The organism is Mesorhizobium sp. LSJC269B00, from assembly GCF_000502815.1.
In the GTDB taxonomy this organism is placed as follows: domain Bacteria; phylum Pseudomonadota; class Alphaproteobacteria; order Rhizobiales; family Rhizobiaceae; genus Mesorhizobium.
Genome location: NZ_AYVN01000001.1, coordinates 607,850 through 633,373 on the forward strand (window position 1 = coordinate 607,850; position 25,524 = coordinate 633,373).

The 25,524-nt window shown below is 64.7% G+C and carries 25 protein-coding genes; 15 read left to right on the forward strand and 10 right to left on the reverse strand.

Annotated elements, in window-relative coordinates; all coding sequences use genetic code 11:
- Positions 1 to 204 precede the first annotated feature (204 nt).
- Genes X771_RS161890 through X771_RS161880 form a run of 3 tightly spaced genes read left to right on the forward strand, consistent with a single transcriptional unit; the run spans position 205 to position 3,247 of the window.
- On the forward strand, positions 205 to 1,497 hold the full coding sequence (locus tag X771_RS161890) for an extracellular solute-binding protein (protein WP_023686515.1): 1,293 nt from the start codon (positions 205 to 207) through the stop codon (positions 1,495 to 1,497).
- Positions 1,497 to 2,387 (forward strand): sugar ABC transporter permease, encoded by an 891-nt coding sequence (locus X771_RS161885; protein WP_023686516.1) that lies wholly within the window; start codon positions 1,497 to 1,499, stop codon positions 2,385 to 2,387. Before X771_RS161890 ends, X771_RS161885 begins: the two co-directional genes overlap by 1 nt.
- Complete coding sequence (locus X771_RS161880; protein ID WP_023686517.1) at positions 2,384 to 3,247, forward strand: carbohydrate ABC transporter permease; 864 nt, start codon at positions 2,384 to 2,386, stop codon at positions 3,245 to 3,247. Before X771_RS161885 ends, X771_RS161880 begins: the two co-directional genes overlap by 4 nt.
- Positions 3,248 to 3,260: 13 nt before the next feature.
- Here the strand turns inward: X771_RS161880 and X771_RS161875 are convergent, their stop codons facing one another.
- Both X771_RS161875 and X771_RS161870 read right to left on the reverse strand, forming a co-directional pair.
- Complete coding sequence (locus X771_RS161875) at positions 3,261 to 3,503, reverse strand: hypothetical protein (RefSeq protein ID WP_198025806.1); 243 nt, start codon at positions 3,501 to 3,503, stop codon at positions 3,261 to 3,263.
- Positions 3,504 to 3,920: 417 nt separating this feature from the next.
- A complete protein-coding gene (locus tag X771_RS161870) occupies positions 3,921 to 5,105 on the reverse strand; it encodes a Gfo/Idh/MocA family oxidoreductase (protein ID WP_023686519.1) in 1,185 nt (394 codons plus the stop codon).
- Between the two features lie 86 nt (positions 5,106 to 5,191).
- On the opposite strand from X771_RS161870, the gene X771_RS161865 reads away from it, so the two are divergent.
- The 7 genes from X771_RS161865 to X771_RS161830 all read left to right on the forward strand — a co-directional run bounded on the left by X771_RS161865 (position 5,192) and on the right by X771_RS161830 (position 14,453).
- Positions 5,192 to 6,079, forward strand: a complete 888-nt coding sequence (locus X771_RS161865; RefSeq protein WP_023686520.1) for a MurR/RpiR family transcriptional regulator — start codon at positions 5,192 to 5,194, stop codon at positions 6,077 to 6,079.
- 79 nt (positions 6,080 to 6,158) lie between these two features.
- A complete protein-coding gene (locus X771_RS161860; protein ID WP_023686521.1) occupies positions 6,159 to 6,941 on the forward strand; it encodes an SDR family oxidoreductase in 783 nt (260 codons plus the stop codon).
- Entirely contained in the window at positions 6,938 to 8,473 is a 1,536-nt protein-coding gene (locus X771_RS161855; RefSeq protein WP_023686522.1) for a mannitol dehydrogenase family protein, read from the forward strand. Before X771_RS161860 ends, X771_RS161855 begins: the two co-directional genes overlap by 4 nt.
- 932 nt (positions 8,474 to 9,405) lie before the next feature.
- Positions 9,406 to 10,440 (forward strand): ABC transporter substrate-binding protein, encoded by a 1,035-nt coding sequence (locus X771_RS161845; protein ID WP_023686524.1) that lies wholly within the window; start codon positions 9,406 to 9,408, stop codon positions 10,438 to 10,440.
- Positions 10,441 to 10,718: 278 nt separating this feature from the next.
- Positions 10,719 to 12,269: a sugar ABC transporter ATP-binding protein gene (locus X771_RS161840; protein WP_023686525.1), complete on the forward strand. Its 1,551-nt coding sequence runs from the start codon at positions 10,719 to 10,721 to the stop codon at positions 12,267 to 12,269.
- Positions 12,266 to 13,237, forward strand: coding sequence for an ABC transporter permease (locus tag X771_RS161835; RefSeq protein ID WP_023669686.1), 972 nt, complete (start codon positions 12,266 to 12,268; stop codon positions 13,235 to 13,237). The genes X771_RS161840 and X771_RS161835 overlap by 4 nt, the downstream gene beginning before the upstream one ends.
- 235 nt (positions 13,238 to 13,472) lie before the next feature.
- Positions 13,473 to 14,453 (forward strand): ABC transporter permease, encoded by a 981-nt coding sequence (locus X771_RS161830; RefSeq protein ID WP_023669687.1) that lies wholly within the window; start codon positions 13,473 to 13,475, stop codon positions 14,451 to 14,453.
- Between the two features lie 268 nt (positions 14,454 to 14,721).
- Here X771_RS161830 and X771_RS161825 read toward each other — a convergent pair whose 3' ends face one another.
- Both X771_RS161825 and X771_RS01000000164645 read right to left on the reverse strand, forming a co-directional pair.
- A complete protein-coding gene (locus X771_RS161825) occupies positions 14,722 to 15,162 on the reverse strand; it encodes a hypothetical protein (RefSeq protein ID WP_023686526.1) in 441 nt (146 codons plus the stop codon).
- A gap of 160 nt (positions 15,163 to 15,322) precedes the next feature.
- Positions 15,323 to 16,315, reverse strand: a complete 993-nt coding sequence (locus X771_RS01000000164645; RefSeq protein ID WP_023686527.1) for a hypothetical protein — start codon at positions 16,313 to 16,315, stop codon at positions 15,323 to 15,325.
- A 198-nt stretch (positions 16,316 to 16,513) separates the two neighbouring features.
- Here X771_RS01000000164645 and X771_RS1000000168675 point away from each other — a divergent pair, with 198 nt between their 5' ends.
- Both X771_RS1000000168675 and X771_RS161815 read left to right on the forward strand, forming a co-directional pair.
- Positions 16,514 to 17,182 (forward strand): hypothetical protein, encoded by a 669-nt coding sequence (locus X771_RS1000000168675; protein WP_031202403.1) that lies wholly within the window; start codon positions 16,514 to 16,516, stop codon positions 17,180 to 17,182.
- 13 nt (positions 17,183 to 17,195) lie between these two features.
- Positions 17,196 to 18,407, forward strand: coding sequence for a cytochrome P450 (locus X771_RS161815; protein ID WP_023686529.1), 1,212 nt, complete (start codon positions 17,196 to 17,198; stop codon positions 18,405 to 18,407).
- Here X771_RS161815 and X771_RS161810 read toward each other — a convergent pair.
- From X771_RS161810 to X771_RS161790, 5 genes are all read right to left on the reverse strand, one after another.
- Positions 18,391 to 19,305 (reverse strand): glycosyltransferase family 2 protein, encoded by a 915-nt coding sequence (locus X771_RS161810; RefSeq protein ID WP_023686530.1) that lies wholly within the window; start codon positions 19,303 to 19,305, stop codon positions 18,391 to 18,393. The genes X771_RS161815 and X771_RS161810 overlap by 17 nt on opposite strands.
- The gene (locus X771_RS161805; RefSeq protein ID WP_023686531.1) at positions 19,302 to 20,177 is read right to left on the reverse strand and encodes an alpha-1,2-fucosyltransferase; all 876 of its coding nucleotides are present in this window, start codon (positions 20,175 to 20,177) and stop codon (positions 19,302 to 19,304) included. Before X771_RS161805 ends, X771_RS161810 begins: the two co-directional genes overlap by 4 nt.
- 105 nt (positions 20,178 to 20,282) lie before the next feature.
- Positions 20,283 to 20,642 carry a hypothetical protein gene (locus X771_RS161800; protein ID WP_023686532.1) on the reverse strand — a complete coding sequence of 120 codons (360 nt, stop codon included), beginning with the start codon at positions 20,640 to 20,642 and terminating at the stop codon, positions 20,283 to 20,285.
- A gap of 89 nt (positions 20,643 to 20,731) precedes the next feature.
- Positions 20,732 to 21,880: an amidohydrolase gene (locus tag X771_RS161795; RefSeq protein WP_023686533.1), complete on the reverse strand. Its 1,149-nt coding sequence runs from the start codon at positions 21,878 to 21,880 to the stop codon at positions 20,732 to 20,734.
- A gap of 28 nt (positions 21,881 to 21,908) precedes the next feature.
- Entirely contained in the window at positions 21,909 to 22,328 is a 420-nt protein-coding gene (locus X771_RS161790; RefSeq protein WP_023683109.1) for a hypothetical protein, read from the reverse strand.
- Positions 22,329 to 22,563: 235 nt separating this feature from the next.
- Between X771_RS161790 and X771_RS161785 the strand changes: the two genes are divergently transcribed.
- The 3 genes from X771_RS161785 to X771_RS161775 all read left to right on the forward strand — a co-directional run bounded on the left by X771_RS161785 (position 22,564) and on the right by X771_RS161775 (position 24,218).
- Positions 22,564 to 23,556: a GlxA family transcriptional regulator gene (locus X771_RS161785; RefSeq protein ID WP_023683107.1), complete on the forward strand. Its 993-nt coding sequence runs from the start codon at positions 22,564 to 22,566 to the stop codon at positions 23,554 to 23,556.
- 68 nt (positions 23,557 to 23,624) lie between these two features.
- A complete protein-coding gene (locus X771_RS161780) occupies positions 23,625 to 23,906 on the forward strand; it encodes a type II toxin-antitoxin system ParD family antitoxin (protein ID WP_023669694.1) in 282 nt (93 codons plus the stop codon).
- Between the two features lie 9 nt (positions 23,907 to 23,915).
- Positions 23,916 to 24,218 (forward strand): type II toxin-antitoxin system RelE/ParE family toxin, encoded by a 303-nt coding sequence (locus X771_RS161775; protein ID WP_031196911.1) that lies wholly within the window; start codon positions 23,916 to 23,918, stop codon positions 24,216 to 24,218.
- On the opposite strand, the gene X771_RS161770 is transcribed toward X771_RS161775, so the two are convergent.
- On the reverse strand, positions 24,205 to 25,524 hold the full coding sequence (locus tag X771_RS161770) for an HlyD family type I secretion periplasmic adaptor subunit (protein WP_023686534.1): 1,320 nt from the start codon (positions 25,522 to 25,524) through the stop codon (positions 24,205 to 24,207). The genes X771_RS161775 and X771_RS161770 overlap by 14 nt on opposite strands.

Sequence of the window (25,524 nt, forward strand, 5' to 3'; positions counted from 1 at the left end):
CTGCTGCGCCTCAGGAATGGCGGCGTTGGCCCCCTCACGACATTGCAGTACCTGTATCCGTTTGTTACCTAACGATAAATATCCACATTCCAGCGCCGCAAAGAAATCTGTGACCGTACCATGTGAGACTTTTTCGCCAGCAAGCCCTTGCGTCGCCGCGCTGACTTGTCATAACCTCATGTGAACCGATAGGGAGGATGAGGAATGTCGTTTGCCTGGACGTCGAAACTGGCACTGGCCGCAGGCCTCGCCATCCTGCCCGCCACGGCCTGGGCGCAATCGGTCAACATCTCCTATCTCACCCACTGGTCGCCGGAGACGGTGGCGCTGCTGGAAGCGGCGGCCAAGGATTATGCCAAGACCAATCCGGATGTCAGCGTCACCGTGCGCGCCGTCCCCTTCGGCGACCTCCTGACCACGCTGCGCTCGCAAGGCGGCGGCGCGGACGGCCCAACCATCGGCGGCATCTACGATCTCTGGTTGCCGGAACTGGCGCGCGACAAGCTGGTCGCGCCCGCTCCCGATGCGGTGGCCAGCGAGGTCAAGGCCGCCTGGCCGGCGGGCATCACCAACGCCGCCTCGGTCGGCGGCACGCTTTATGGCATCCCCAACGAAATCGATGTTTATGCGCTGAACTACAACAAGGCGCTGTTCAAGCAGGCCGGCATCGCGGCGCCACCCAAGACCTGGGACGAATTCAAGGATGCGGCCAAGAAGCTGACCAACAAGGATGCGGGACAGCAAGGCTTCGGCATGATCAATTCATGGGCCGCCGGCGTCGTCCACCCCTTCGCCTCGCTGCTGGTGTCCAATGGCGGCGACCTGGTCAAGGACGGCAAGCCGGTGCTGGACAGCCCGCAGGCGACCGAGACCTTCCAGTTCTATGAGGACCTGATCAAGTCGGGCGCCAGCGTGCCGGCGATGGCGACCGCAGACGCCAACACCACCGGCCCCTTCCTCGACAATTTCGTCTCCGGCAAGACCGGCATGATCATCATGGCCAATTGGTGGGAGAGCGCGCTGAAGGCCGGCATGGGCGACAGATTCGCCGACATTGCAACGGCGCCGATTCCCGTCGGCCCGAGCGGCGACAAGCCGCATTCGATCTCCTATTCCTGGATGACCGTGGTCAACGCCAATGCAGGTGCGGCCGAGCAGAAGGCGGCATGGGACTTCCTCGCCTGGCTGAACAATCCAAAGTCCGGCAAGAGCGGCGCTTCCGCGATGTCGGATATCCTGATGTCGATGGGCATCCTGCCCTCACGCCTCTCCGACATCGAGGCGCACAAGGACAAGCTCGGCTCGGAATTCCTCTCCGGCTATGTCAGCGTGCTCACCGGCGCCAAGCCGTTCCCGGTGGTGCCGGGCGGCCAGGAATTCTCGGAATCGCTGCAGCAGACGCTCGAGGCGTTGCAGTATGGCCAGGTCTCGGCCAAGGATGCGCAGGCGACGGCGCAGGCCGACGCCATTTCGATCCTGGAGCGCGCCGCCAAATAATGATTCAGAGGTACCGTGCCTCGGCGGGCATCATGCTGGCGCCCGCCGTGACGCTGATCGGCATCTTCGTCCTGTTGCCGATGCTGCTCACCGTCTGGCTGTCGTTCCAGGACTGGTCGACGCAGACGCCGTTTTCCAGCGCCGGCTTCATCGGCCTCGACAATTTCCACGAGATTTTCGGGGTCTCCTCGGTTGGCCGCGATTTCAAGGCCGCGCTCGCCAACACAGCCGTCTACACCGCGCTCTCCGTCATCCTCATCCTGCCTCTGTCGGTGGCCTTCGGCCTGATGGTCTACCAGCAGGATGTGCCCGGCGGCACGGCGCTGCGCACGGTGCTGTTTGCCACCTACATGGTGCCGATGATCGCTGTCGCGCTGGTGTGGTCGAAACTCTATTCGCCGAGCGAAGGCCCTCTCAACCAGATGCTCGGCCTTATCGGCATCGGCCCGCAGCCTTTCCTGTCGTCGCCGCGCACGGCGCTGATCTCGATCGTCTTCCTCAATGTCTGGCAGCAGGTCGGCTATTTCACCGTGCTGGCGATCGCCGGGCTGACGCAAATACCCGGCAGCCTGTATGAAGCAGCAAAGCTCGACGGCGCCAACCGTTTCGAGCAGTTCCGCTTCATCACCCTGCCGCTGATGCGGCGCACGCTGTTGTTCAGCGCCGTCATCGCCATCATCAACGCCGTGCAGGTATTCGAGCCCGTGGCCCTGATCACGCAGGGCGGGCCGGTCGGCTCGACCAATGTGCTCACCTACCACATCCGCCGCGTCGGCATCGAGCGTGCGCAGGGTGGACTGGGTTCGGCCATGGCGGTGATGCTGATGCTGTCGCTGGTCGTCGTGGTCTGCGCGCTGTTTGCCTTCGCCAACCGGAAGAACGACGAATGAGCGCGGGATCGTCGAGCCGGCTGTCGCGCCGGCGCCCGTCCGGCCACAAGGCGCTGCTGGCGACGCTGATGCTGCTGGTCGCCGTTGCCTCGGCCTTCCCGCTGGTCTGGATGGCGCTGTCGAGCCTCAAGACGCCGGCCGAGAGCATGCAGGTGCCGCCGGTGTGGATCCCCGGCACGCCGAGCCTAGATGCCTATGAGAAGGTGTCGGGCGTGGTCAATGTCGGCCGCTCGATGTGGAATTCTCTGGTCATCGCCTCGATCACCACCGCCGGCATTCTGCTGACCAGCATGATGGCCGGCTACGCCTTCGCCAAATACCACTTCCCCGCCAAGTCGCTGCTGTTTTCTGTGTTGATCGCCACCATGTTCCTGCCGCCGATCGTGACGCTGATCCCGCTCTATCGCCTGGTCGGCTCGATCGGCCTCAACGCCAGCCTCGCCGGCATCATCGTGCCCAATCTCGCCAACGCTTTCGGCATCTTCCTGATGCGCCAGTTCATCTCCGGCGTGCCCGACGAGCTCATCGACGCCGCGCGCATGGACGGCGCCACGGAGTTCTTGATCCTCTACAAGATCGTCGCGCCGAGCGTCGCCCCCGCAATCGCGGCTCTGGCCCTCTTCGCCTTCGTCTATCACTGGAACAGCTATCTGTGGCCGCTGACCGTGCTGCAGGGCAATGCCGACGCCTATCCGATCGTCATCAGCTTGAGCCGCTTGCTCAGCTACAACAGAGGTGCGGTCAACACCGGCTTGGTGATGGCCGGCGCGACGCTGGCCGTGCTGCCGCCGCTCATCCTGTTCGTCTTCCTGCAGCGCTTCTTCGTCGATTCCATCGTCGGCTCGGCGATCAAGGGATAGCTGCACCAAGCCTTCAAGCGCTCGACCTGGTTCCGCCACAGATCAGATAGTAGCACTCGTCATAGCGCATGTAGTCAGCCGCGCCCTTGTCCGGCCATTCGCCCGTGTCGAAACGGATTTTGAGTAGGCTTCTGCACTGCGCCACCTTCGCTGCATTGCTGTCCGGGAACAGGGTGACGAGCAGGCCTTGCGGAGCGCCGAAGGAAACCGCCGAGAGAACGAGGCAGCCGAGGCTGGCAGCAAGGAAGAGAGACAAGTTGCGCATTGTTACCGAATACGGCTGGGCCGATGCTCTGACAATGAACAACCCATATCATGATTAACACATGCATAGCAGCGTTTTGCCCAGTAAAGCGACCGAAGAGTACTTGGCGCCCCGCCGCTGCCAGGTCTGCTGCGGCGGCGGTAGCGCCTTCGGCAGGTCAATCCCTTAGGGCAGCGTCAGTCCCCCACTCCGTCTCGGCTTCGCCGAGCCACCTCTACCCCCATGTTCATGGGGGAGAGGAAACGCCAACCGCCGGAGTCACTGCATCGAAAGACTTGGGTTTCATTTCCCATCAAAAAGCTTGGGATTTCCTCTCCCCCACGAATGTGGGGGAGAGGTGGATCGGCGAAGCCGAGACGGAGTGGGGGACCGCCCTAGGCGGCTGGCCTCTACATCCGCATCAGCCCCTCACCCAAACCGCGCCGAAGTCCATGTCCCACCCGCCGCATTCGACTCCACCGCCGCAGCAACAAACTTCACCCCGCGCGCGCCATCCACAACGTCGGGCACCTGCGCCGCACGCGCCGGATCGACCACCCCACCAGAGCGATGGGCGCGAATGATATCGGCGGCGTCGCGGTAGAAATTGGCGAAGGACTCGATATATCCCTCCGGATGCGCCGCCGGCATGCGCGACACGCGCTGGCTCTCAGTGGTCGAGCCATGGCCGCCGCGCACCAGCGTGCGGGTCTCCTCGCCGTAGATGGAGAAGCGCAGTTCTTCCGGCCGGCCGCCCGACCATTCGAGCCCGGCTTTGTCGCCATAGATGCGCACCGAGAGATCATTGTAGTGGCCGGGCGAGGTCTGGCTGGCGAGGATCGTGCCGCGCGCCCCGCCGGTCCAGCGCACCAGCACATGCGCATTGTCGTCGAGCCGGCGTCCCGGCACGGCAGTGAACAGATCGGCCGACACCGCCTCGGCCTCACAGCCGGAGATATAGCTTGCCAGGTTGAAGGCATGCACGCCGATATCGGCCAGCACCGCCGACTGCCCGGCGCGCGCCGGATCGGTGCGCCACTCCGCCTGCTTCTGGCCCTCGGCGTCGATCGGCTTGGTCAGCCAGTCCTGGATGTAGGCGCCATGCACGGACACGATGCGGCCAAGCGCGCCCGCCGCCACCATCTCGCGCGCCTGGCGGACCATGGCGTAGCCGGTGTTGTTGAGCGTGACGACGAAGCGACGCTTTTTCTCCCGCGCCAGCGCCACCAGCGCCTCGGCCTCATCCAGCGTCGTCGACAGCGGCTTGTCGCAGATGACGTTGATGCCGGCCTCCAGAAAGGCCGTGGCGATCGGCGCGTGCAGATGGTTGGGCGTGACGATGACCACCGCCTCGATGCCGTCCGGCCGAGCAGCTTCCGCCTTTGCCATGACATGGTAATCGGCATAGCTGCGCTCCGGCGCGATGCCGATCTCGGCAGCCGACGCGGCGGCGTTTTCCGGGTCCGACGACAGCGCGCCGGCGACCAGCACGATCTGGTCGTCGAGGCGCATGGCCAGCCGATGCACGGCGCCGATAAAGGCATTGCGGCCGCCGCCGACCATGCCGACCCGCAGCCGCTTGCCGGCTGATCCGTCCGATGTTGCGTAGACCATTTTCAAGCTCCTCCCGGCACACCGCTTTCGAACATGATTTCCAATTTTCATATTGTAAAACGATCGTATCGCGCTAGCCTGAAATCATGAGTGGGGCAAGCAAGGCATCCGCACGGTCCAGCACCGACGAGGCGGCGACGCGCAAGCGCGGACGCTCGCTGGCCGCGCTCGGCTACATCCAGCCGCAGACCTATGAGGAGCTGCGCGCCGTGCTGTCGTCGGGCACGGTGCACTTCCCCAAGCGGCTGCGCCAGGTGGCGATCTTCCTGTGGCAGCACCCGAGCGACGTCGCGCTCGGCACCATCGCGCAGGTTGCGGCACAGGCCGGCGTGCAGCCCTCGACGCTGGTGCGCTTTGCCCAGATCTTCGGCTATTCCGGCTTTTCCGATTTCCAGGGCCTGTTCAAGGAGCACATTAAGGGCTCATGGCCGGAAGGGCGCGGCGAACCGCGCACCGAGACCGAGCCAAATCTGCATTTCCTGCACGGCATGGTCGGCGCATCGCAGGCCTCGCTGGGCCGCATCGAGGCCGGCTTCGACGTCGAGAGTTTCGACAAGATGGTGGCGCTGCTGGCGGCGGCCGAGCTGATCTATGTCATCGGCTCCAAGCGCGCCTTTCCCGTCACCGCCTATCTCTCGCTGACGCTCTCGCAGCAAGGCGTGCGCAACGTGCTGGTCGACAATGTCGGGTCCTCCGCACTCGACCAGATCGGCTGCATCGGCGGCCGGGATGCCGTGCTCGCTGTCTCCTTCAGCCCCTACAATTCGATCACGCCCGATCTCGTCGCGGTGGCGCATGAGCGCAAGGCGCGTATCGTCACCGTCACCGACAGCACCTTCAGCCCGCTGATCCCGCTCTCGGACAGCTGGTTGGAAGTGGTGGAATCCGACTTTGCCGGCTTCCGCTCACTGGCGGCCTCGCTCGCCGTTGGGATGGCGCTGGTCCATGGCGTGGCGGCGCGGCGCGGCGAATGAGGCGTCACTGGTCCAATTGACTGTCGGGAATTGCCGTTCCATATTTCTCAAAATAGAAACTTTATTCCCGGGAGGAGGAATGGAGATCCGGCTTGACGGCAAGGTGGCTCTGGTCACCGGGTCGACGCAAGGCATTGGCCGCGCCATTGCCGAGACGCTGGCGCGTTCCGGTGCCGCCGGGCTGCTGGTCACCGGGCGCGAGAGGGCGCGTGGCGAGGCCGTGGCGGCCGAGCTTTCGCAATTGGGCATGCCGACCATCTTCGTCGCCGCCGACCTTGCCGATCCTGACGCCCCCACCCTTCTGGCGCAGGCCTGCATCGAGCGCTTCGGCCGCATCGATGCGCTGGTCAACGCCGCCGGCCTGACCGATCGCGCCTCTTTCCTCGACGCCAGCCTCGACGACTGGGCGTCACTGTTTGCCGTCAATGCGCGCGCGCCGTTCTTCCTGATGCAGGCGGCGATTGCCGACATGAAGCAGCGCGGCCAAGGTGGCGCCATTCTCAACATTCTGTCGATCAACGCCCATTGCGGCTCGCCGGAGCTTGCCGTCTATTCCGCCACCAAGGGCGCGCTAGCGACGCTGACCAAGAACGCCGCCAACGCCCACCGTTTCGACCGCATCCGCGTCAACGGCATCAATGTCGGTTGGACGGACACGCCGGCCGAACGCATCATGCAGGCGGAGACTTTGGGCAACGGCCCTGGCTGGCTCGAGAAGGCCAACGCCGCGCAGCCTTTCGGCCGGTTGCTGACGCCGGACGACATCGCCAGCCTCGCCGTCTTCCTGCTGTCCGACGCCGCCGGCCCGATGACCGGCGCGGTTGTCGACCAGGAGCAGGCGGTGATCGGAGCGAACCGGTGAGCGCTTCCATCGAAACGCTTGGGCCGGCGCTGCTCGATCGCTTGCCGGCATCGGTGCAGACACCGTCCTATGACCGTACGCTCCTCTCGCCCGGCATGGCGCATCTCGGCGTCGGCGCTTTCCATCGCTGCCATCAGGCCGAATACACCGACGATCTCATCTCGCTGCGCTTCGACCGTTGGGGCATCGTCGGCATCAACATCCGTCCGCCCCGCCTTGCCGACACGCTGGGACGGCAGGGCGGGCTCTACACAAGGCTGATCCGCGAGAACAGCCACATCGAGGCGCGCGTCATCGGCAGCATCGTCCGGGTGGTCGACAGCCAGGAGAGTGCGGCACCGGCGCTGGGTGTGCTGATCTCACCCGATATCGAGTTGGTGACGATGACGGTGACCGAAAAAGGCTATTGCCACGTCCCGTCCAGCGGCGAACTCGACCTTGGCCATCCCGACATCGTCCATGACCTCGCCAACCCCGAGACGCCACGCAGCGTTCCCGGCCTGTTGGTGCGGGCGCTGGAGCAGCGCAGGGCCACAAATGGGCGGCCGCTGACACTGCTGTCCTGCGACAACATTCCGGCCAATGGCGTTATCCTAGCCAATGTCGTGCAGACCTTCGCCAAGCAGCGCGGCAATGGCTTGGCCGCATGGATCGCAGCCAATTCCGCCTTCCCTTCGTCAATGGTCGACCGCATCGCGCCGGCGGTATCGCAAGATGACCTCGACAGTGTCGAGCAATGGTTCGGCTACCACGATGCCGCCGTCGCTGTCGGTGAGCCGTTCCGGCAGTGGGTGATCGAGGAAAAATTCGCCGGCCGCATGCCGCGCTGGGATCTGGTCGGCGCCACCTTCGTCGACGACGTCACGCCGTTTGAGCATCTCAAGATGCGGGTGCTGAATGGCGCCCAGACGGCACTCGCCACGCTCGGCGTTCTGGCTGGTCTCGAGCACACATCGGATGCCATGGCCGACCCGCTGCTGTCGGACTTCATCAGGCGCATGCTGGTCGAGGAGACTGTGCCGACGCTGATGCCGGTATCCGGCGTCCTGCCGCTTGCCTATGTCGAGCAGAGCCTTGCCCGGCTGAAGAACACCGCGATCCGCCACCGCAACCACCAGGTCGCCACCGACGGTTCGCAGAAGATCGTCCAGCGCCTGCTCAACCCGATCCGCGACCGGCTCGCGATGGGCCAGAGCATCGGCCTGCTGTCGGTGCCGGTCGCCGGCTGGATGGCCTATCTGATCCAGGCCTCGGAACGTTTCGGCAGACGCTGGCCGGTGTCGGATCCCTATGCCGGCAAGGTCGCCGCAATCGCCGACGCGACGGGTCCCGATGCCAGCGCGCTGGTGTCCGCCATCCTTGCCATCGACGGGATATTCGACCCCGGCCTTGCCGCTGACGGGACGTTCCGCGCGGCCGTCACATCGGCGCTGGGCGACCTGCTGTCGGACGATCCGACGGCGGCTGTCCGGCACAGTCTCGAACAAGATGAGGTCGCGAGGTTGAAGCGATCCAAACAATCGGCATTATAGTCGTCGGGTCTAGGGAGGCAGAATGAAACTTGGAGTTCTTACAGCACCGTTTGCGGAGACGCCGCTTGGCGAGGTCGCCGACTGGGCGCACTCGGCCGGCTTCGAGGCGCTGGAAATCGCCTGCTGGCCGAAGACCTCCGGCGCGACGCGACGCTATGCCGGCACCAGCCATATCGATGCCGCTTCCACCTCGCCCGCGCAGGCCAAGGAGATCGTCGCTTCGCTGACGGAGAAGAAGCTGACGGTCTCCGGCCTCGGCTACTATCCCAACCCACTGCATCCGGACCCCGCCCATCGCGAGGCCGTCATCGGCCATCTGAAGAAGGTCATCGTGCTGGCCGCCAATATGGGCGTGCCGGTGGTCAACACCTTCTGCGGTGGCGATGCCTCGAAGACCGTCGACGTCAACTGGCAGGACGCGCTGAAAGTCTGGCCCGAGACAGTCGCCTATGCGCGCGATCACGGGGTAAAACTCACCTTCGAGAACTGCCCGATGATCTTCAGTTATGACGAGTGGCCGGGCGGGCACAACATCGCCTATTCGCCCTACATCTGGCGGCGCATCCTCGAGGCCTGGGGCGGCGAGGTCGGCATGAATTTCGACCCCTCGCACCTGGTCTGGCAAATGATCGACCAGGGCCGTTTCATCCGGGAGTTCGGCCCCTACATGCTGCATGTCCACGCCAAGGATTTGATGATCGATCATGATGGTTTGTATGAGCGCGGAATCCTTTCCGCCGGGATAGGCTGGCAGGTGCCGCGCATAGATCGGAAGAGCACACGNTCTTTCCCTACACGACGCTCTTCCGATCTTTCCTGCTCGCCCGCGACGTGCTGCGTCCCTTCGTCAAATGACGAGGTAATGACTTGGTCCGATCCTGCCGAAGGGTCTGGCCCTGAGACGAAAAACAACAATGTGGAGGAGTACTGACATGAAGAAAATACTGACCATGGTCCCGTTGCTTGCGGGCGCTGCCTTGCTGGCATCGATGGGCGTGTCGTCGGCCGATGCCAAATATACGATCGGCATTTCCAACACCGTGCAGGGCAATGGCTGGCGCGAGGAAATGGTCTGCGCCATGAAGGCGCAGGCGCTGGCTTCGGGCGAAGTGACGAAGCTCAACATCGCCCACCGCAACACCGATGCCGCCGGCCAGCTCGAAGACATCCGCAATCTGATCAGCGCTAAGGTCGACGCCATCGTCGTCAACCCCGCTGATCCCGCCGGCATCAAGGCGGGCCTGGAAGAAGCCACCAAGGCCGGCATCGTCGTCGTTGCCGTCGACCAGGCGGTGACCGAACCGTCGGCCTACATCATCTCCAACAACCAGGAACAGTATGCCTATCTCGGCGCCAAATGGCTGTTCCAGCAGATGGGCGGCAAGGGCGAAGTGTTCTACATGCGCGGCGCCGCCGGCGCCTCGGCCGACAGCGATCGCGACAAAGGCTTCAAGAAGGCGCTGGCCGAAAACCCCGGCGTGAAGGTGGCGCAGGAAGTCTTCACCGGCTGGCAGCAGGATCAGGCCAAGCAGCAGATGCTGTCGTTCCTGGCCACCGGCACGCCGTTCAACGGCGTGTGGACGTCGGGCATCGACAACGTCATCGTCGACGCGCTGGTCGAATCGCAGGCGCCGCTGGTGCCGGTGGTCGGCGCCGACAATGCCGGCTTCGTCGGCCAGCTGAGCTCGGTGAAAGGTCTCGTCGGTGCAGCCGTCACCAACCCCGGCTCGATCGGCGGCGCGGGCGTGACGCTGGCGCTGCAGATCCTCGATGGCAAGAAGCCGGCGCAGCAGACAGTGCTGGTCGACCCGCAGCTGTGGGACAACGCCACCGACGAAGGCAAGGCCAAGCTGAAGGCAGCCGCCGACCCGTCGCTGAGCCCGGAATGGCCGGTCTCGATCTCGATCCCGGAGTGGACGACCTACACGAAGGACCAGATCGTGGCCTGCAAGGGGCCGGGGGAGTAAGCCTGGTTTGAATGAACGCGCGAGGACGGCGACCTGCCGTCCTCGCTGCACAGACTAGCGCTCTACGGCGCCCCCCTCTGTCCTGCCGGACATCTCCCCCACAGGTGGGGAGATTGGCTGTCATCTCGGCTTTCGCTAATTTTCTACGTCGCAAGACGAGGGGCGGCGCCGGAACTGCCAATCTCCCCCCTTGTGGGGGAGATGTCCGGCAGGACAGAGGGGGCGCCGTAGAGCGCCGACATTAGTTTCTGGAACCATCAATTTTGACAACAAACCATTTGACCACCAGCCCCGTCCTCGACGCCACCGGCGTCGCCAAGAACTACGGTGCAGTTGCAGCGCTTCGCAACGCGTCGCTCTCCGTGCTGCCGGGCGAGGTCCACGCGCTGATGGGCGCCAACGGCGCCGGCAAGTCGACGCTGGTGAAGATCCTGACAGGCGCCATTCCGGCGAACGCCGGCCGCATCCTGATCCGCGGCGAGGCGCGCGACATTCGCTCGCCGGCCGCCGCGCGCCGCGCCGGGCTGCTGCCCGTCTACCAGGAGCCGTCGCTGATCCCCGATCTCGACGTTCTCTCCAACCTCAGGCTCACCGGCACGCCGGTCGAGCTATTCCGCGCCTGGGTGCGCGAGCTCGGCATTCTTGACCTCGATCTGCGCGACACCGCGCGCGACATCCCGCTCGCCGTGCTGCGCGTGCTCGACCTGGCGCGGGCGCTCGCCGTCGAGCCCGACGTGCTGCTGCTTGACGAGATGACGGCGGCCCTGCCCGCCAACCTTGCCGAAAAGGTGCTGGAAGTGGTGCGCCGCCAGGGCGATTCGGGCCGCGCCGTGATCTTCATCTCGCACCGCTTCGTCGAGATCTCGGCGCTGTGCGACCGCGCCACCGTGCTGCGCGACGGCGAGACCGTCGGCGTCGTCGACATCGTGCCGGGCGTGGAAGAAAAGATCGTCGAGCTGATGCTCGGCACCCGCATCGTCAAAACCCATGTCGCTGCCCGCAGCGCTGCCGAGAAGGCCGCGCCCGCGACCACCCGGCCGCGCATTTCGGTGCGAAACCTGCGCGTCGGCGCCAAGCTCAGCGATGTCTCCTTCGATCTCGCCGACGGCGAAGTCGCCGGCGTCGTCGCGCTCGAAGGCCAGGGCCAGGACGAGTTGTTCGCAGCGCTTGCCGGCTCGATCCGGCCCTCCGGCGGCACCATCGAAGTCGATGGCCAGCCCGTGAAATTTTCCCACCCGATCGACGCCATCCGCGCCGGCATTGCCTATGTGCCGGGCGACCGCTCCGAGGCGCTCGCCATGCAGCGCTCGGTCCGTGAAAACATCGCCCTGCCCTTCAGTGCCGCGCTGCGCAACTGGGGGCCGATCAACATGCGCCGCGAGCGCGCGACCGTGCTCAGCGCCATCGAGCGGCTGCAGATCGACACCCGCGCCCAGGGCGAAGTGCAGCGCCTGTCCGGGGGCAATCAGCAGAAGGTGACCATCGCCCGCTGGATCGCGGCGGATGCCCGCACCATCCTGTGCTTCGACCCGACGCGCGGCATCGATGTCGGCACCAAGCAGGAGATCTACAAGCTGCTGCGCGAACTCGCCGGCAACGGCAAGTCGGTGCTGTTCTACACCTCCGAACTGGAAGAGGTGCAGCGCGTCTGCGACCGTGTCATCGTCATCTTCGGCGGCCGCCTCGTCGACATTTTTCCGGTCGAGGAGGCCGACGAGCCGGCGCTGATGCGCGCCGCCTACGGCCTGCCGCGCGGCGCCAAGGCCGATATCGGCATATTGGCTGATCCGACCGCGAACACTTCGGCTTCGCCGGAGGCCGCGCCATGAGCCATTTCCTGCGCCGCCAAGGCTGGGTCGTCGGCCTGTTCGCCCTGCTCATCGTCCTGTTCATCGCCACCAGGATCATCCAGCCGGCCTATGGCAGCAATGATTTCGGCTCGCTCGCCCGAGCCGTTCTGCCCTATGCCTTCGCAGTCGCCGCGCAGACCGTCGTCGTCATCGCCGGCGGCATTGACCTGTCGGTCGCCGCCATGATGGCGCTGACCAGCGTCACCGCGGCGTCGATGATGAATGGCGCGAGCGAGGAATACGCGCTGTTCGTGGTGCCCTTCGTGCTGGCCATGGGTTTCGTGCTCGGCGCACTCAACGGCCTGCTCATCGTCGTCACCCGCGTGCCCGACATTGTCGTGACGCTGGCCATGCTGTTCGTGCTGCAGGGTGCAGCCCTGCTGGTACTCGACGCGCCGGGCGGCGGCATCGCCGAATGGCTGAAGGCGCTGATCTCTGGCACCGTACCGATCCCCGGCCTGCCCGACGCCATAGACGCCTGGCTGCCCAAGGCGCTGCTGGTGCTGATCGTGTGCCTCTGCGTCATCTGGATACCGCTGCGGCGCTCGCGCCTCGGCCTCTCCATCTACGCCATCGGCTCTAGCGAACTGGCGGCGTTCCGCTCCGGCGTGCCGGTCAAGCGCACTCGCATCATCGCCTATGCGCTGTCCGGCCTGTTCGCCGCCTTTGGCGGCCTGGCGCTGACCATGAGCACCGGCATCGGCGCCCCCATCCCCGGCCCCTATCTGCTCGCCAGCGTCGCCGCCGTGGTGCTGGGCGGCGTCGCGCTCGGCGGCGGCAAGGGCGGCCTGCTCGGCCCGATCGTCGCCGTCTTCGTGTTGCGCCTGGTGCGCACGGATTTGACGCTGCTTGCCATCGACCCGAATGTCACCGCCATCATCGAGGGGCTGATCATGGTGGCGGTGGTGATGTTCGGGGCGTTTATCACGATGCGGGGGCGGCAATGATGGGTGTGCTGTCGCAGAGAGACGTCGGCGTTCCTTCGCGCCCCCCTCTGTCCTGCCGGACATCTCCCCCACAAGGGGGGAGATTGGATGTCGCGACGACCTTCGCCAATCTCCAACCTTGCAAGAATGAGCGAGGCGCTGAAGCTGCCAATCTCCCCACAAGTGGGGGAGATGGCCGGCAGGCCAGAGGGGGGCGCCGTAGAGCACTGTCCTCGCAGAACATTGGGCGCACCCCATGAGCACCACCGCCATCACCCCGGTCCCCTTCGGCCGCCGCATAAAGCGCTTCATGGCCGATCGCCCGCTCATCCCGCTGATCGTCCTGCTCGCCATCCTGGTTATAATCCTGCAGGTCCTGCGCCCCGGCATCGTCAACGAGCGCTGGATCGCCAACACCATCAAATTCGCCATCCCGCTGGCGATCCTCGCGGGATGCCAGACCATGACCATGCTGACCGGCGGCATCGACCTGTCGGTCGGCACGGTGGCAACGATGAGCGCCTTCATCATGGCGACGCAAGTGGTCAACCAGGACCCGGCGGTGGCGTTCCTGCTGGCGATGATGCCGGCGGTGCTGATCGGCCTCGTCAACGGCATCGGCGTCGGTGTCTTCCGCGTCCACCCGCTGATCATGACGCTGGGCACCAGCCTGATCGGCACCGGCTGCCTGCAGGTCTACCAGCGCACGGTGATCGCGTCGGGCGCAAAAATCCCCGACTTCTTGGCTTGGCTCGGCACCGGCGTGACATGGGGCTTCCCCAACGCGCTGCTTTTGTTCGTGCCGCTCGCCGCCCTCATCGTCTTCACGCTCGCCCGGACCGGCTTCGGCCGCCTGCTCTACGCCGTCGGCGACAATGAGCGCGCGACCCGCCTGTCGGGCGTGCAATACTGGCAGGTCATCACCGCGCTCTACGTCACCTCCAGCGCGCTCGCCGGCATCACCGGCCTGCTCTATATCGGCCTGATCAAGGCGCCGTCGCTGTCGCTCGCCGAACCGCTGGTGCTGCCCTCGGTCGCCGCCGCCGTCATCGGCGGCACCTCCATCTTCGGCGGCCGCGGCGGCTACACCGGCACCATCATCGGCGCGCTGATCCTGACCGTGCTGACAACACTGCTGACCATCCTGCAGATGCCGGAGGGGGCACGGCGGATCTTGTTCGGGCTGATCGTGCTGTTCGTGACGGCGGCGTATTTGCGGATTGTGGAGGAGCGGTAGGGGGCCGAGGCCAGCGCCAGCCCCCACTCCGTCTCGGCTCGCCGAGCCACCTCTACCCCCACGTCCGTGGGGGAGAGGAAATGCCAAGCTTTTCGAGCGAAGAAAAAACTCAACACTGTCGAGGCCGCAACCTCGAAAATTAGCGTTTCCTCTCCCCCACGAATGTGGGGGTAGAGGTGGCTCGGCGAAGCCGAGACGGAGTGGGGGGCACCCTAAGCGATTGCCATCACCCTGGGCGCCTGTGCCCACCCAGAGCTCGCCCGCCCCCCTACTTCAACGAAATCGCCATCCCGCTCAAATCTGCATTCACCTGCAGCCCCACCTGCCGGCCCGTAAGCTCGAGCTGGGCGCCCTTGTCGTTGGTCATGACGATCACCTGCGCGCCCTTGCCGAGCGCGCCGCCACCGCCGGCCGCGCCATAAACCCCGGTCGCATCCCGCACCCTGCGGATATGGCGCACGGTGCCCCGGAAATAGGTCTTGGAAACCCCGAAGGCGAAGCCGCCCGAAACGCCGCCGATCGTGATGGGATAGGAGCGGCCGTGGAAGGTCAGCGTCCCCTCGCCGCCGGAACCGCCGACGAAGAAGGCCGCCTTGTAGACGGCAAAGCGGATCGTGCCGCTATCGGCATGCGCGGCGCTGGCAGCGCTGACGGACACAGTTGTGATGGCCGCAACCGCGAGCGAACGAAAGCTGGACGAGATGGTCATGGTGGGAGCTCCTCAAGTGCGCCGCTCACCCAACCGGCAGGGCTCGTCGGCGTCGTAACCAACTTGAACAATCTAGCCCGTGATTTGGTTCCAGGCAGGCTGTGACAAGATCCGACGAAACGTGACGTGGTGTACTTTCGGGTTGCGGAGGAGGCGGCGGCTATTTCCTCTTCCTGAGCACTTTTCGCAGCGTTAACTTCAACCGCCTCATCTGGTAATGGCGCCGCAACTTGGCCAGCGCCGACTGGTGGGCGGTGTCGATTGCAGCCAGCGAGTCCGCCTCGGTAGCCTGCGGCAGCGCGAGCAGCGCGTCGGCCTGAAGATCGGCAAAGGGCTTGGGGTCATAGATGGCGAACGGCGTCGGCGGGTCGCTGAGCACGGTGGGGTTGCTGTTGATCTCGAACACTACAAGCCTGCCGTCCACGAAAGTGTAGTCGATGCGGCCATACTGCATGCGGGCTTTTTCGAAGACCTGCATGACCGCATTGGCGTCAGGATTCGTATCGACATAGGTCCTGATTTCTTCGATATGCGCCGGCAGCAATTGCTCGGGCGAATTCTTGACGAACCACGATTTCGACATGGCGCAATGCTGGCCGTAGATCGTATCGCCGACCCGAAACGCCGCGTACTTCCTGAAATAACCGTCCATTCCGGGGGTGCCGATCATCTCCACCACCATCGGCCGCACCAGATCGCTACCGTCCAGCCGGGCGATCGCGGCGTCCAGCGCCGGCCGGTCGTGCAGCAGCGGCGGCTCCCTGTAGAGTGCGCCCGTCTCGTCGCGGATGAAAACGGGATAGCGTATCGCCTCTTCCAGCTCGTCCGGCCTGAACACACGAAAAGCGTTGCTGCCGTCGGCATGAAGCAGGCGCAGCAGGTCGAAGCGCTGCAGGCTGGCGGTCGGGTGATTGAGCTGCGTCAGGCCGGTGTTGTCAGCCAGTTCGGCGCTGATGCCGGCCGCGCGGCTCAATTCGTCCGATGTCAGCCGGTCCATGTCGGACCAGATGACCACCCCGGCGCGAACGCCGCGCAGCAGCCCGGCATCCTCGTAGCGCACCAGCCGGAACCACGCCTCCAGGTCAGTCCGGTGATACAGAAGCACCACCGCCTGCGTGTAGGCGTGCTCCCGGTGCGCGACGTAAAATATCATGCGTTTCCGTTGTCCGTATGTAATTGCAAAGGGGAACCATGATAATTAGACAGGCTTGTGAAAGCCGTGAAATGGTTCTCGATCCGGCATGCGTCAAACAGGAGATAGAACAGGTTGACGTTTCCGTGAAGCTGCAAACCGCATTGGCAAGAAACTGCCATGCGCCATCAACGCGTTAGAAGTCGAGGCAGCCGACACATGAATTTAGACGATGTTGCGATACCCATCCGCCGGTTAGACCTGGAAGACATCCCTTTGCTGATGGAGCTTGAGGCTGCCGCCTGGGCCGCACCGCTGCAGGCGAGCGAAACGACCATCCGCCACCGGCTGGCACTTGGACACACCATGTTCGGCGCGATCGATGGCGATCTGCTTGCTGGCACCATCTGCTTTACCGAGACCAGCCAGGATCCGCTGGTGCGCGCCGATTTCCCCAGGAATTTCGATGCCTATGCATCGCTGCCGCGCAGCGAGCCGGTTTACGCACTTTACGCCTACAATCTCTGCGTCCGGCCGAGCCATCGCGGCTCCAACACGGCGGTGCGGCTCTTGAAGGAGATGGAGAGCCACGGCCGCCGCCTGGGCGCCAGCTGGCTGATCGGCGATGGCCGCTGCTCGTCCTATGCCGGCTCCTCGGGCGAAGAGTATGATCATGTCAAGGCCGATGCGCGGTTCCGCGCCACCATCGACCGCTGGAACCAGACCGGCACAAGACCGCCGCTGGAAGAGATCATCCGCGATCCGCTGCTGCGCATGCACTACCGCGTCTACGGATGCGAGTTCCTCTACGTCATGCCGGACTTCTTCCCGCAGGACGCCACGTCAGGCGGCTTCAGGGTCATTTCAGCCAAGAATCTCAAGGCATGAGATTCGAGCCGTCATGACAGCTCCGCATTTCGATCCGTTCGCGCTCGGCGACGACCCGTTTCCGCATTTCGCCCGCATGCGCGCCGCCGGCGGCATTGCGCGCGGCGTCGCGCCCTATCCCGAGCTGGCCGACGCGCATTATGTGTTCAGCCATGAGCTGGTGTCGGGCGCGCTGAAGCATCCCGCTCTTCTTCAGGCGCCGCCGGGTACATATGAAGAGGTCCGCCGCAAGCTCGTCGACCATGCGCCCATGGCTCTGCTCAGCCGCTCGGTGCTGCTCGCCGATCCGCCTCAGCATGGCGCCTTGCGCCGGCCGGTCGCTGGCTTTTTCTCACGGCCGGCCATCGAAGCTCTGACGCAAGGTCTTCGCGCGCTGAGCCACGAGCTGGTCGAGCGTGCGCTGGCGGATGGCCGCGTCGACGCCGTCGCCGGGCTCGCCGTGCCGGTGTCCTTCTGGCTGCTGCAGGAAATCCTCGGCATCGAGATCGAGGACCCTTGGGCGTTGAAATCGGTGACCCGCCGCATGGCCAGCGCATTCGACCTGCGAAGAGCGCAGCCGCCGGCAGCAAGCGCCGAGGCTTATCGCGAATGCCAGGCTTTTGTCGAGGAGCGGCTGGCTCGACAGGCCTACCGGCCGGACGGAATGGTTGCCGGCATGGTGCGGGAGGTTGCGCAAGGCCGCTGGTCGCGCGGGGACATGGTGGCCAACATCGTCTTCATGCTGTTTGCCGGACAGGAGACTGTCGTCGACGCTCTCGGCAACGCAATTGTTGCGCTGGATCGCTTTCCCGAACAGCGCGCGCTGCTCGAGCGCGGCGCTGTCGACTGGAGCAGCGCGGCGGCCGAACTGCTGCGCTATGGCGCCTCGGTGCAATACGCCGTCGCCCGCATCGCGGCGCAGGACATCGACCTCGGCGACGTCAGGATTGCGGCTGGCGAAGCGGTCGTGCCGGTGCTCGGCAGCGGCAATCGCGACGATGCCGTCTTCGCCGATGGCGACCGGCTGGACCTCACGCGCCCGCCAACCATGTCGATGACCTTCGGCACCGGCCTGCATGTCTGCCTCGGGCAGCATGTCGCCCGTATCGAGATCGCGGCGATGATAGAAGCCCTGTTCACCCGTGCGCCCGGATGGCGGCTCGATGCCGCAAATGCCGAGCGCCGCGCCTCGATGTCGTTTCATGGCATGGCTACCGCGCCGCTGATCCTCAACCCCGCTGCGTGAAAAGCGGCCGCGTCTGGGGGATGACCGCCGGGTCGAGCGACCTGACGATTTCCGAAACCTTTGCCCGCAAGGCGCCCACCGTCGCATCGTCGAGCGGATCGAGAATATCGTTCTGATCTCTCGATACCCGGTACTCGTCCAGCGACGGCGCCTCGCTCGACGGCGTGAAGCCGCCGCCGCGGGCATGCTTGTCGGCCAGTTCCTGCCTCGATTTCACGGCATAGTGGCGGATCCAGCCGATCTTCCATTCCATCGGCATGGCCGCCGGGTGCTTGTCGAGCGTCATGCCGTCGACCAGCGTCCTGCGCAGCGAGATGCGGAAACCGTGCGGGTGCGGCATGAACTGCCCGGGATCCCGCAGCGCCTTGCGCAGCACCGAGGACACGCGGGCAAACGACTTCTTCCAGCGCGCGGTCGGGGCGTCATGCGTGCCGCGCCTTTGAAACCGCACCGTCACCAGTTCGTCGTCATAGGCCTCTTTGCCGTCGCTGCCGAAATTCACCCAGCGAAAGGCGACGCTGCGCACGCCCGGGCGGCTCAAAAGCGAGCGGACCAGTTCGGCTCCGCTCCAGGGCGGCGCGTTGAGCGGCTCGAGGAACTCGTCGGCGTCCATGAAGCCCAGATAGCGATAGCCGTGGAGCAATGCCTGCCAGTAAAGATAGGAATAGGCCCGCCGCTGCGGCAGCACCGTGTCGTGTCGCCAGTCGACCAGCCGAATCCAGCCGGCATCGCGCAACGCCTGGAGCACCGCCGTCTGCGGTCCGGCGCTGCAGTTGTCGGCGATCATCAGGTCGAAGCCATGCAGCTTGTGCCAGGCGACCCACTCGATCACATAGGGCTGCTCCAGCTTCATGATCGCGCAGATCACCGGCCTGTTGACGGAAAACGGAATTCTCATCGCAACGCTTTCCCCGCGCCACCCGCTGCTGCTTGAGGCTCGACCTGCCGGAACGGGATCGCATCGCCATAAAATGCCGCAAGCTGCTCCGAAGAGCCCGTCCAGTCGCCCATGTCGAACTGGTGGAACCGATAGCGTGGGTCGTCAAGGGGCAGCAGGTCGATATCCGGCCTGATGCACCGGTCGAATATGCCGGCCACCGGCAGATGGATCGTCCGCGCCGAAGACAACCAACCGGCCAGCCAGGAGAAGCTGCTCACCCCCGTGACGAGATGGCTCGCCCGGCGCAGCGTCTCGAAATCGGTCAATGGCGACGCCTTCGGCGCGAAGACAGCATCGGGAAAACGCTGACGCAGGCGCCGGCAATAATCGTTGTCGTCATGGGTCTGGCCGACGAAGACCGGCTTGCGGCCGCTATCCTTGATGAGCGTCTCGAAGAAGCCGAATGGCATCGGGCAATAGTTGCGGTGGAAGCCGTCGAGGATGTCGCCGGCCCGCACATGGATGACGAGAAAATCGTCGCCATGGGTCGGCGCGGCGACGGCACGCCCGTCGAACAGCCCGGAGACCTCGTCCCGGTCATAATAACCCAGCCGCTGCGCGAAGCCCTTGAAGCGGATGCTCCGCGCCCGCCTGTCGCGGAACGCGGCTATGATCCCGTCGAGGTCGTAGCGGTGATAGCCGTCGACCCGAAGCAGCCGGTATTTCCACAACAAAGGCGGCCGCACCCTGGCAATGGACCATTCCGGCAGGTCGGCGTCGCAGACATAGCCACCGGGGATACGCTTCGCCAGCACATGGCAAAACATGTACTGGAACATCTTGTTCGCCATGCCGCCAAACGGCTGCATCACGATGGGCACTTGCCGCATTGGACCCCTTTCGCCAAAGACGGTCATTGTTACCCGAGCTGCGCGGGCCGGTCGACTGGCCTCTGACGCCAAGGGCGCATCATGATCGCCGCCGGCAAGCCACCCTCAGGGGTAATGCGTCGGCTTTGGCGCGTAGATCTTTGGATCGAAGTCCAAATCCTTCGGCAGCGGCAGGCTTGAGCACTGCAAATGCACCTCGCGCGCCAACAGCCTTCGCTGCTGCTGCTCATGCTCCTTGATCGCCGCCACGAGACCCATGCTGTAGGGCCCCAGCACGACGCCGGCGGCCCATCCCGGATGCTCCTTCTCGCGCGCGTCATAATTCATGGCATCGGTGCGGGCCTGCTGGCATTCCGGCGTCGCCCATTTCGGGTCTTGGGTCGAGAGCGAGGCTCCATACTGGACCGGAGACGATACGCACCCTGCCACTGTCGCAGTCAACGCGACGACCATTGCAATTCTCATCCGCAAGCCCCTCCTAATGTAGGACGCGACTACAAGACGATTCCAGCGGGAAAAAGGCAGCTTCAGGATGCGGATTTTGCAGGGGCCGCTCACCCCAGCAGGTTGCGCGCCGTGCGCATGAAGATCTTCGAACCGATCGGGATCAGATCGTCGGGAAAATCATAATCGGGGTTGTGCAGCGAAGGATGGCGCTCGCCGGCGCCGAGAAAGAACATGGCTGAGCTCGCCTTGTGGCCGAAGATGCCAAAATCTTCCGAAGCGCGCATCGGCAAGGCTTCCTCGCTGCGCGCGACGCCCTCTTCGTCCAGCGCGCGGTTGAGATGTTCCACCGCGTCTGGAGCGTTGACGCTGGCGACGAAGATCTCGTGATAGTCGCAGCGCACGGAAAGGTGATGCTCGGCCGCGATCCTGGTGGCCAACGCTTCCGCCGCCGCGACCAGTTCCGCCATGCGCTCGTCGCGCCTTGTACGCAGCGTCGCCCACACCTCGGCGTAGCCGGGCGCGATGCCGAACACGGCCTCGCCCATGGTAGCATGGGTGACGGTCACCATGCTGAAATCAGCATCGGCGAAAGTGCCGCGCCCCAGTGCCGGAAGCGCCGGCATCAGTTGGCTGATCGCCGGCATCGGCGACACGCCGGTTTCGGGCATGGAGGAATGCGCGGTCTTGCCCTCCAGCACGATGCGTATGCCGCGCGAGGCGCAGTTGACCACGCCGGGCTTGAGGCGAACCTCGCCGAACGGCACGCCCGGCAGATTGTGCAGGGAGAAAGCAAAATCCGGCGCGATCTCGTCAAAGCGCGCATCGGCGACGACGCCGGCCGCGCCATTGCCGGTCTCTTCCGCCGGCTGGAACATCAAGACGACGCGGCCGCGCGCCGGCCGTTCTCGTCCGAGCTGGCGGCCGAGTGCGGCCAGGATCGCGGTGTGGCCGTCATGGCCGCACATATGCGATTTTCCCGGCACCTGCGAGGCATGCTCGACGCCCGAAAGCTCCTCGATCGGCAGCGCATCGATCTCCGAGCGGAACAGCACCGTCGGCCCCGCCTGGCCGCTGTCATAGACCGCCGCCACGCCATGACCGCCGAGGCCGGTCAGCACCTTGTCCGGCCCTGTATCGGCGAGGAAGCTGACGACTTCCTTGGCGGTCTGTTCTTCCTCGTTGGAGATTTCAGGCCGCTGGTGCAGCTTGCGGCGCCATGCCGTCAGCTCGATGATATCGCGATTGGTCAGGGTCATGGCTTGGGCTCCGCTTTGGTGCTGCAGGTTACACAAACACGATAGGGTTTTTCTCACGCCGTGCCATACTGATCAATTCCACTAGTCCATCGGCAAATTCCCGAACCCATGGGTCGGTGCTGGATTCGATCAGTCGCAATTCGCGCTCAAGCTCGCCGAAGCTCGGCTCCTCGATGACGTCTCCAACACCGCTGGCTGAAAGGAGGACCATCCGTTCCAGCGCTGACCCTTCGCCGAGAAGACCGGCAATCAGCTCCCCGAGCGCCGCAATGTGGGCTATGTTTCCGACACGCCAGTCACGCGTTGTGACATCGTCCCAGGTGAGAGTCACGTCTTCGGGATGGATCACCTCGCATTCGCCGTTTTCCGGATCCCGCTGAAAGCGATAGCCGGGGAATTCCCGCTCCATGGTCGAAACGCTTTTAAAAACCGCCAAGTCGAGACCCATGCTCCCTCCCGCCTAACCGAAGATCATCCTTACATTCGGCTCCAACAATCGGTCAAAGCTCTTTTGGACCTATTCTCGAAACATTGGAGAAGAGATGGCCGACCGGTTGCACACTAAGGTCGTCAATCTCATCTCCGACATCTGGCGGCCAATCCTGAGGGGCATGGTGCTCGAGTCCGTGCCAATCTTCAGCAACTAGGCTCCATCCACCCGAAGGAACGGTTTCGGAGCAACAATGGCCAGGCGGTTTGCGTTTCTCTTGGTTCGCGACTTCACGCTGTCGCCGCTGTCGCTGTTCATCGACACGCTGCGGCTGGCCGGCGATGAAGGCGACCGCAGCCGCCGGATCGAGTTCGACTGGGAGATCGTCGGCGAGCGTGGCCTGCCGATCCGGGCGAGTTGCGGTGTCGAGTTGCTGCCGACCAAGGCGATCGGCAATCCGCAGGAGTTCGACAATGTCGTCGTGGTCGGCCTGCTCGACACCAACCGCAGCCTCAGCTCCGAAAAGGAGGCCTTCCTGTTGCGGGCGGCCGAAAAGGGCGTGCCGCTGACGGCACTCTGCACCGGCAGCTTCGTGCTCGCGCGCTACGGTCTGCTCGATGGCTACAGTGCTGCCGTCAGCTGGTTTCACATCAAGGATTTCCGCAGCCAATTCCCTGATGTGAACGCCCATGCCGACAGCCTGTTTTCCGTCGATAGGGGCCGCTCGACCTGCGCCGGAGGCACGGGTGCGGCCGACCTTGCCGGCCATTTCGTGTCGCAGTTCATCGGCCGCAAGGCTGCGGAAAAAGCCGCCAAGACCCTCGTGCTCGACCGCATCCGCTCGAGCCTGGATGTGCAGCCCGTCGGCGATCTCTTTCCGGCCGCGTCGAGCCGAGCGGTGAAACGGGCGCTGCTTCTGATGGAAAGCAATCTCCAGGAGACGCTGTCGGTCGCCGAGATCGCGGGCCGGTTGCATTTATCCCGGCGCCAGCTTGAGCGGCTGTTCGGCGCCGAGCTCGGCATCGGCCCGATGGCCGCCTATCTTGCGCTGCGCGTACATCAGGCCAAGTCGCTGCTGGAGGGGAGCGACTTGGCAATCGGCGACATCGCCTACCGCTGCGGTTTTCCCAATGCCGGCCATTTCAGCCGTGTCTTCCGCCAGCAGACCGGCATCACGCCGACCCATCTCAGGCATCCGAACCGAATGTCCGGTGTCTTTGCCGACGCCAAGGGGAGCGGTCCCTAAGCCTATATTGGGGCGTGCGATCTCGCCGTTGGTATGATAATATCATACCAACCTGATAGGAGGGATCCATGTCCGCCACCGAAAAACGCACCTTCAGCCTGCCGGCCGAGCAGGCTGCTTTCATCGACCAGCTCGTTCGGTCCGGCACATACGCGACCAGCAGTGAAGTGATCCGCGCCGGTCTTCGCGCATTGCAGGAACGCGACGCCGCTGTGGAGCGCTGGCTGCGTGAGGAGGTCGCGCCGACCTATGATAGGTGGAAGGCAGACCCCTCCCAGGCCATCCCGGCCGACAAGTCTTTTGACAGCATCCGCGCACATCACGCAGCTCGCCTCAAGGGGAACGTGTGAAGCGCCGGCATGTTGTCCTTTTGCCGGAAAGCCCAGACGGACCTGTTATGGATATACGATACGGTCGCTCACGCATCCGGCAACCTCACCGCCCTTCGCTACATCGAGCGGATCGAGCGATTTTGCCTGGGTCTCGACTATGCCTCGGAACGCGGAACCGTAAGGGATGATGTGCGGCCGGGGCTTCGCATCGTTGGCTTCGAGCGCCGCCTGACTGTGGCCTTCACCGTAGAAGGCGACCAGGTGGTGATTCTCAGGGTGTTCTACGGCGGCGTCAACTGGGAGGACGAGTTGGCGCCTATCGCTCCGTGAACGCCCGCGCGAACGAGTCCAGCATCGGCCGCGCCAGATATTCGAGGAAGGTTCGGTCGCCGGTACTGATAAACGCCTCGACCGGCGTTCCCGGGTAAAGCTGCTCGGCTTTCACGCCCTGCGGCAGCGTGTCGGTGATCTTCAGCCTGGCGCGGAAATACGCCTCATGCGTGGTTTCATCGATCAGCCGGTCGGCGGAAATTTGCGTCACCGTAGCCGGGACCTCAGGGGTGAGGCGCGCGTTCAGGGCGGACAGCCTGAGCTTCGCCGGCTGGCCGACGCGAACCAGATCCACGTCCTTCGGCCGCAGCTTCGCGTCGACGATGAGGCCCGACGCGGTCGGCAGGATCTCCATGATCTTCTGCCCCGGCGCAATCACGCTGCCTTTGGAGTTGTAGGTCGACGATACCACGATGCCGGCTGCCGGCGCCTTGATCGTCGTGCGCCCCAGCACCGCCTCGGCTGCGGTGATCTGTTCGCCGATGTCGGCCAGGCTGGTGCGGACCTCGTCGAGCTTGGTCAGCGCGTCCTCTACGCGTTGCGTCGTCGCCCGCTCGATCTGCGCCTGGGCTTCGACGATCTGCGTCTTGGTCGCTGCGATATCCGCCTCCAGCGCGCCGGCCTGGCCGACCAGATCGGCCTCGCTGCGCAGAAGCTGCGAATATTCGCTGCGGTTGGTGAGACCCTTGTCGAGCAGGCCGGTCTTGATGCCGAGTTCCTTCTTCACGATCTCGGCCTGTTGCTGGATGGCCAGTTTCTGCGCGTCCAGTCCCAGCGCCGACTCACGATGCATGGCGACGCGCTGCGCCAGGATCGACTGCTCGGAGCGGAACCGGGCGAGCCTGGCCTCGAACTCCTTCTGCTGTTCGTGCACCAGATTGTCGAAATCCCTCTGGAACGGCGCGGGTGCTGCTTCGGCGATCGGCGCCAGCCTGTCCGATCCGTCGCGCTCGGCCTCCAGCCGCGCGGCACTTGCCCTGAGCGCGATCGACTGTCTGGTCAGCCGGTTGAGGTCGGCCTCGGCCGCCGTGCGGTCGAGGAGGACCAGCGGTTCGCCTTGTTGCACGCGGTCGCCTTCATGCACCAGCAACTGCTCGATGATGCCGCCCTCGGGGTGCTGGATGAGGATGTTGCCGCCCGTTGCCGAGATCGTGCCGGAGGTGATCACCGCGCCGGAGAGCGGCGCGTTCGCCGCCCAATAGCCGAAGCAGCCGACGAAGAGCGCTATGGCCACGTAGCCGACGACGGCCATGCGGCGGAAGTCGGTGCGCGGTCGACCTTCGAAGGCGAGGCTCTGCTGCATCAT

Coding starts and splice junctions, on each gene's coding strand:
- X771_RS161800 (WP_023686532.1), bottom strand. CDS start 20,642: ATGAGAATTGCAATGGTCGTCGCGTTGACTGCGACAGTGGCAGGGTGC.
- X771_RS161830 (WP_023669687.1), top strand. CDS start 13,473: ATGAGCACCACCGCCATCACCCCGGTCCCCTTCGGCCGCCGCATAAAG.
- X771_RS161835 (WP_023669686.1), top strand. CDS start 12,266: ATGAGCCATTTCCTGCGCCGCCAAGGCTGGGTCGTCGGCCTGTTCGCC.
- X771_RS161845 (WP_023686524.1), top strand. CDS start 9,406: ATGAAGAAAATACTGACCATGGTCCCGTTGCTTGCGGGCGCTGCCTTG.
- X771_RS161880 (WP_023686517.1), top strand. CDS start 2,384: ATGAGCGCGGGATCGTCGAGCCGGCTGTCGCGCCGGCGCCCGTCCGGC.
- X771_RS161885 (WP_023686516.1), top strand. CDS start 1,497: ATGATTCAGAGGTACCGTGCCTCGGCGGGCATCATGCTGGCGCCCGCC.
- X771_RS161770 (WP_023686534.1), bottom strand. CDS start 25,524: ATGATGCAGCAGAGCCTCGCCTTCGAAGGTCGACCGCGCACCGACTTC.
- X771_RS161790 (WP_023683109.1), bottom strand. CDS start 22,328: ATGGGTCTCGACTTGGCGGTTTTTAAAAGCGTTTCGACCATGGAGCGG.
- X771_RS01000000164645 (WP_023686527.1), bottom strand. CDS start 16,315: ATGATATTTTACGTCGCGCACCGGGAGCACGCCTACACGCAGGCGGTG.
- X771_RS161890 (WP_023686515.1), top strand. CDS start 205: ATGTCGTTTGCCTGGACGTCGAAACTGGCACTGGCCGCAGGCCTCGCC.
- X771_RS161805 (WP_023686531.1), bottom strand. CDS start 20,177: ATGCGGCAAGTGCCCATCGTGATGCAGCCGTTTGGCGGCATGGCGAAC.
- X771_RS161860 (WP_023686521.1), top strand. CDS start 6,159: ATGGAGATCCGGCTTGACGGCAAGGTGGCTCTGGTCACCGGGTCGACG.
- X771_RS161775 (WP_031196911.1), top strand. CDS start 23,916: ATGTTGTCCTTTTGCCGGAAAGCCCAGACGGACCTGTTATGGATATAC.
- X771_RS161785 (WP_023683107.1), top strand. CDS start 22,564: ATGGCCAGGCGGTTTGCGTTTCTCTTGGTTCGCGACTTCACGCTGTCG.
- X771_RS161780 (WP_023669694.1), top strand. CDS start 23,625: ATGTCCGCCACCGAAAAACGCACCTTCAGCCTGCCGGCCGAGCAGGCT.
- X771_RS161810 (WP_023686530.1), bottom strand. CDS start 19,305: ATGAGAATTCCGTTTTCCGTCAACAGGCCGGTGATCTGCGCGATCATG.
- X771_RS161795 (WP_023686533.1), bottom strand. CDS start 21,880: ATGACCCTGACCAATCGCGATATCATCGAGCTGACGGCATGGCGCCGC.
- X771_RS161815 (WP_023686529.1), top strand. CDS start 17,196: ATGACAGCTCCGCATTTCGATCCGTTCGCGCTCGGCGACGACCCGTTT.
- X771_RS161870 (WP_023686519.1), bottom strand. CDS start 5,105: ATGGTCTACGCAACATCGGACGGATCAGCCGGCAAGCGGCTGCGGGTC.
- X771_RS161865 (WP_023686520.1), top strand. CDS start 5,192: ATGAGTGGGGCAAGCAAGGCATCCGCACGGTCCAGCACCGACGAGGCG.
- X771_RS161825 (WP_023686526.1), bottom strand. CDS start 15,162: ATGACCATCTCGTCCAGCTTTCGTTCGCTCGCGGTTGCGGCCATCACA.
- X771_RS1000000168675 (WP_031202403.1), top strand. CDS start 16,514: ATGAATTTAGACGATGTTGCGATACCCATCCGCCGGTTAGACCTGGAA.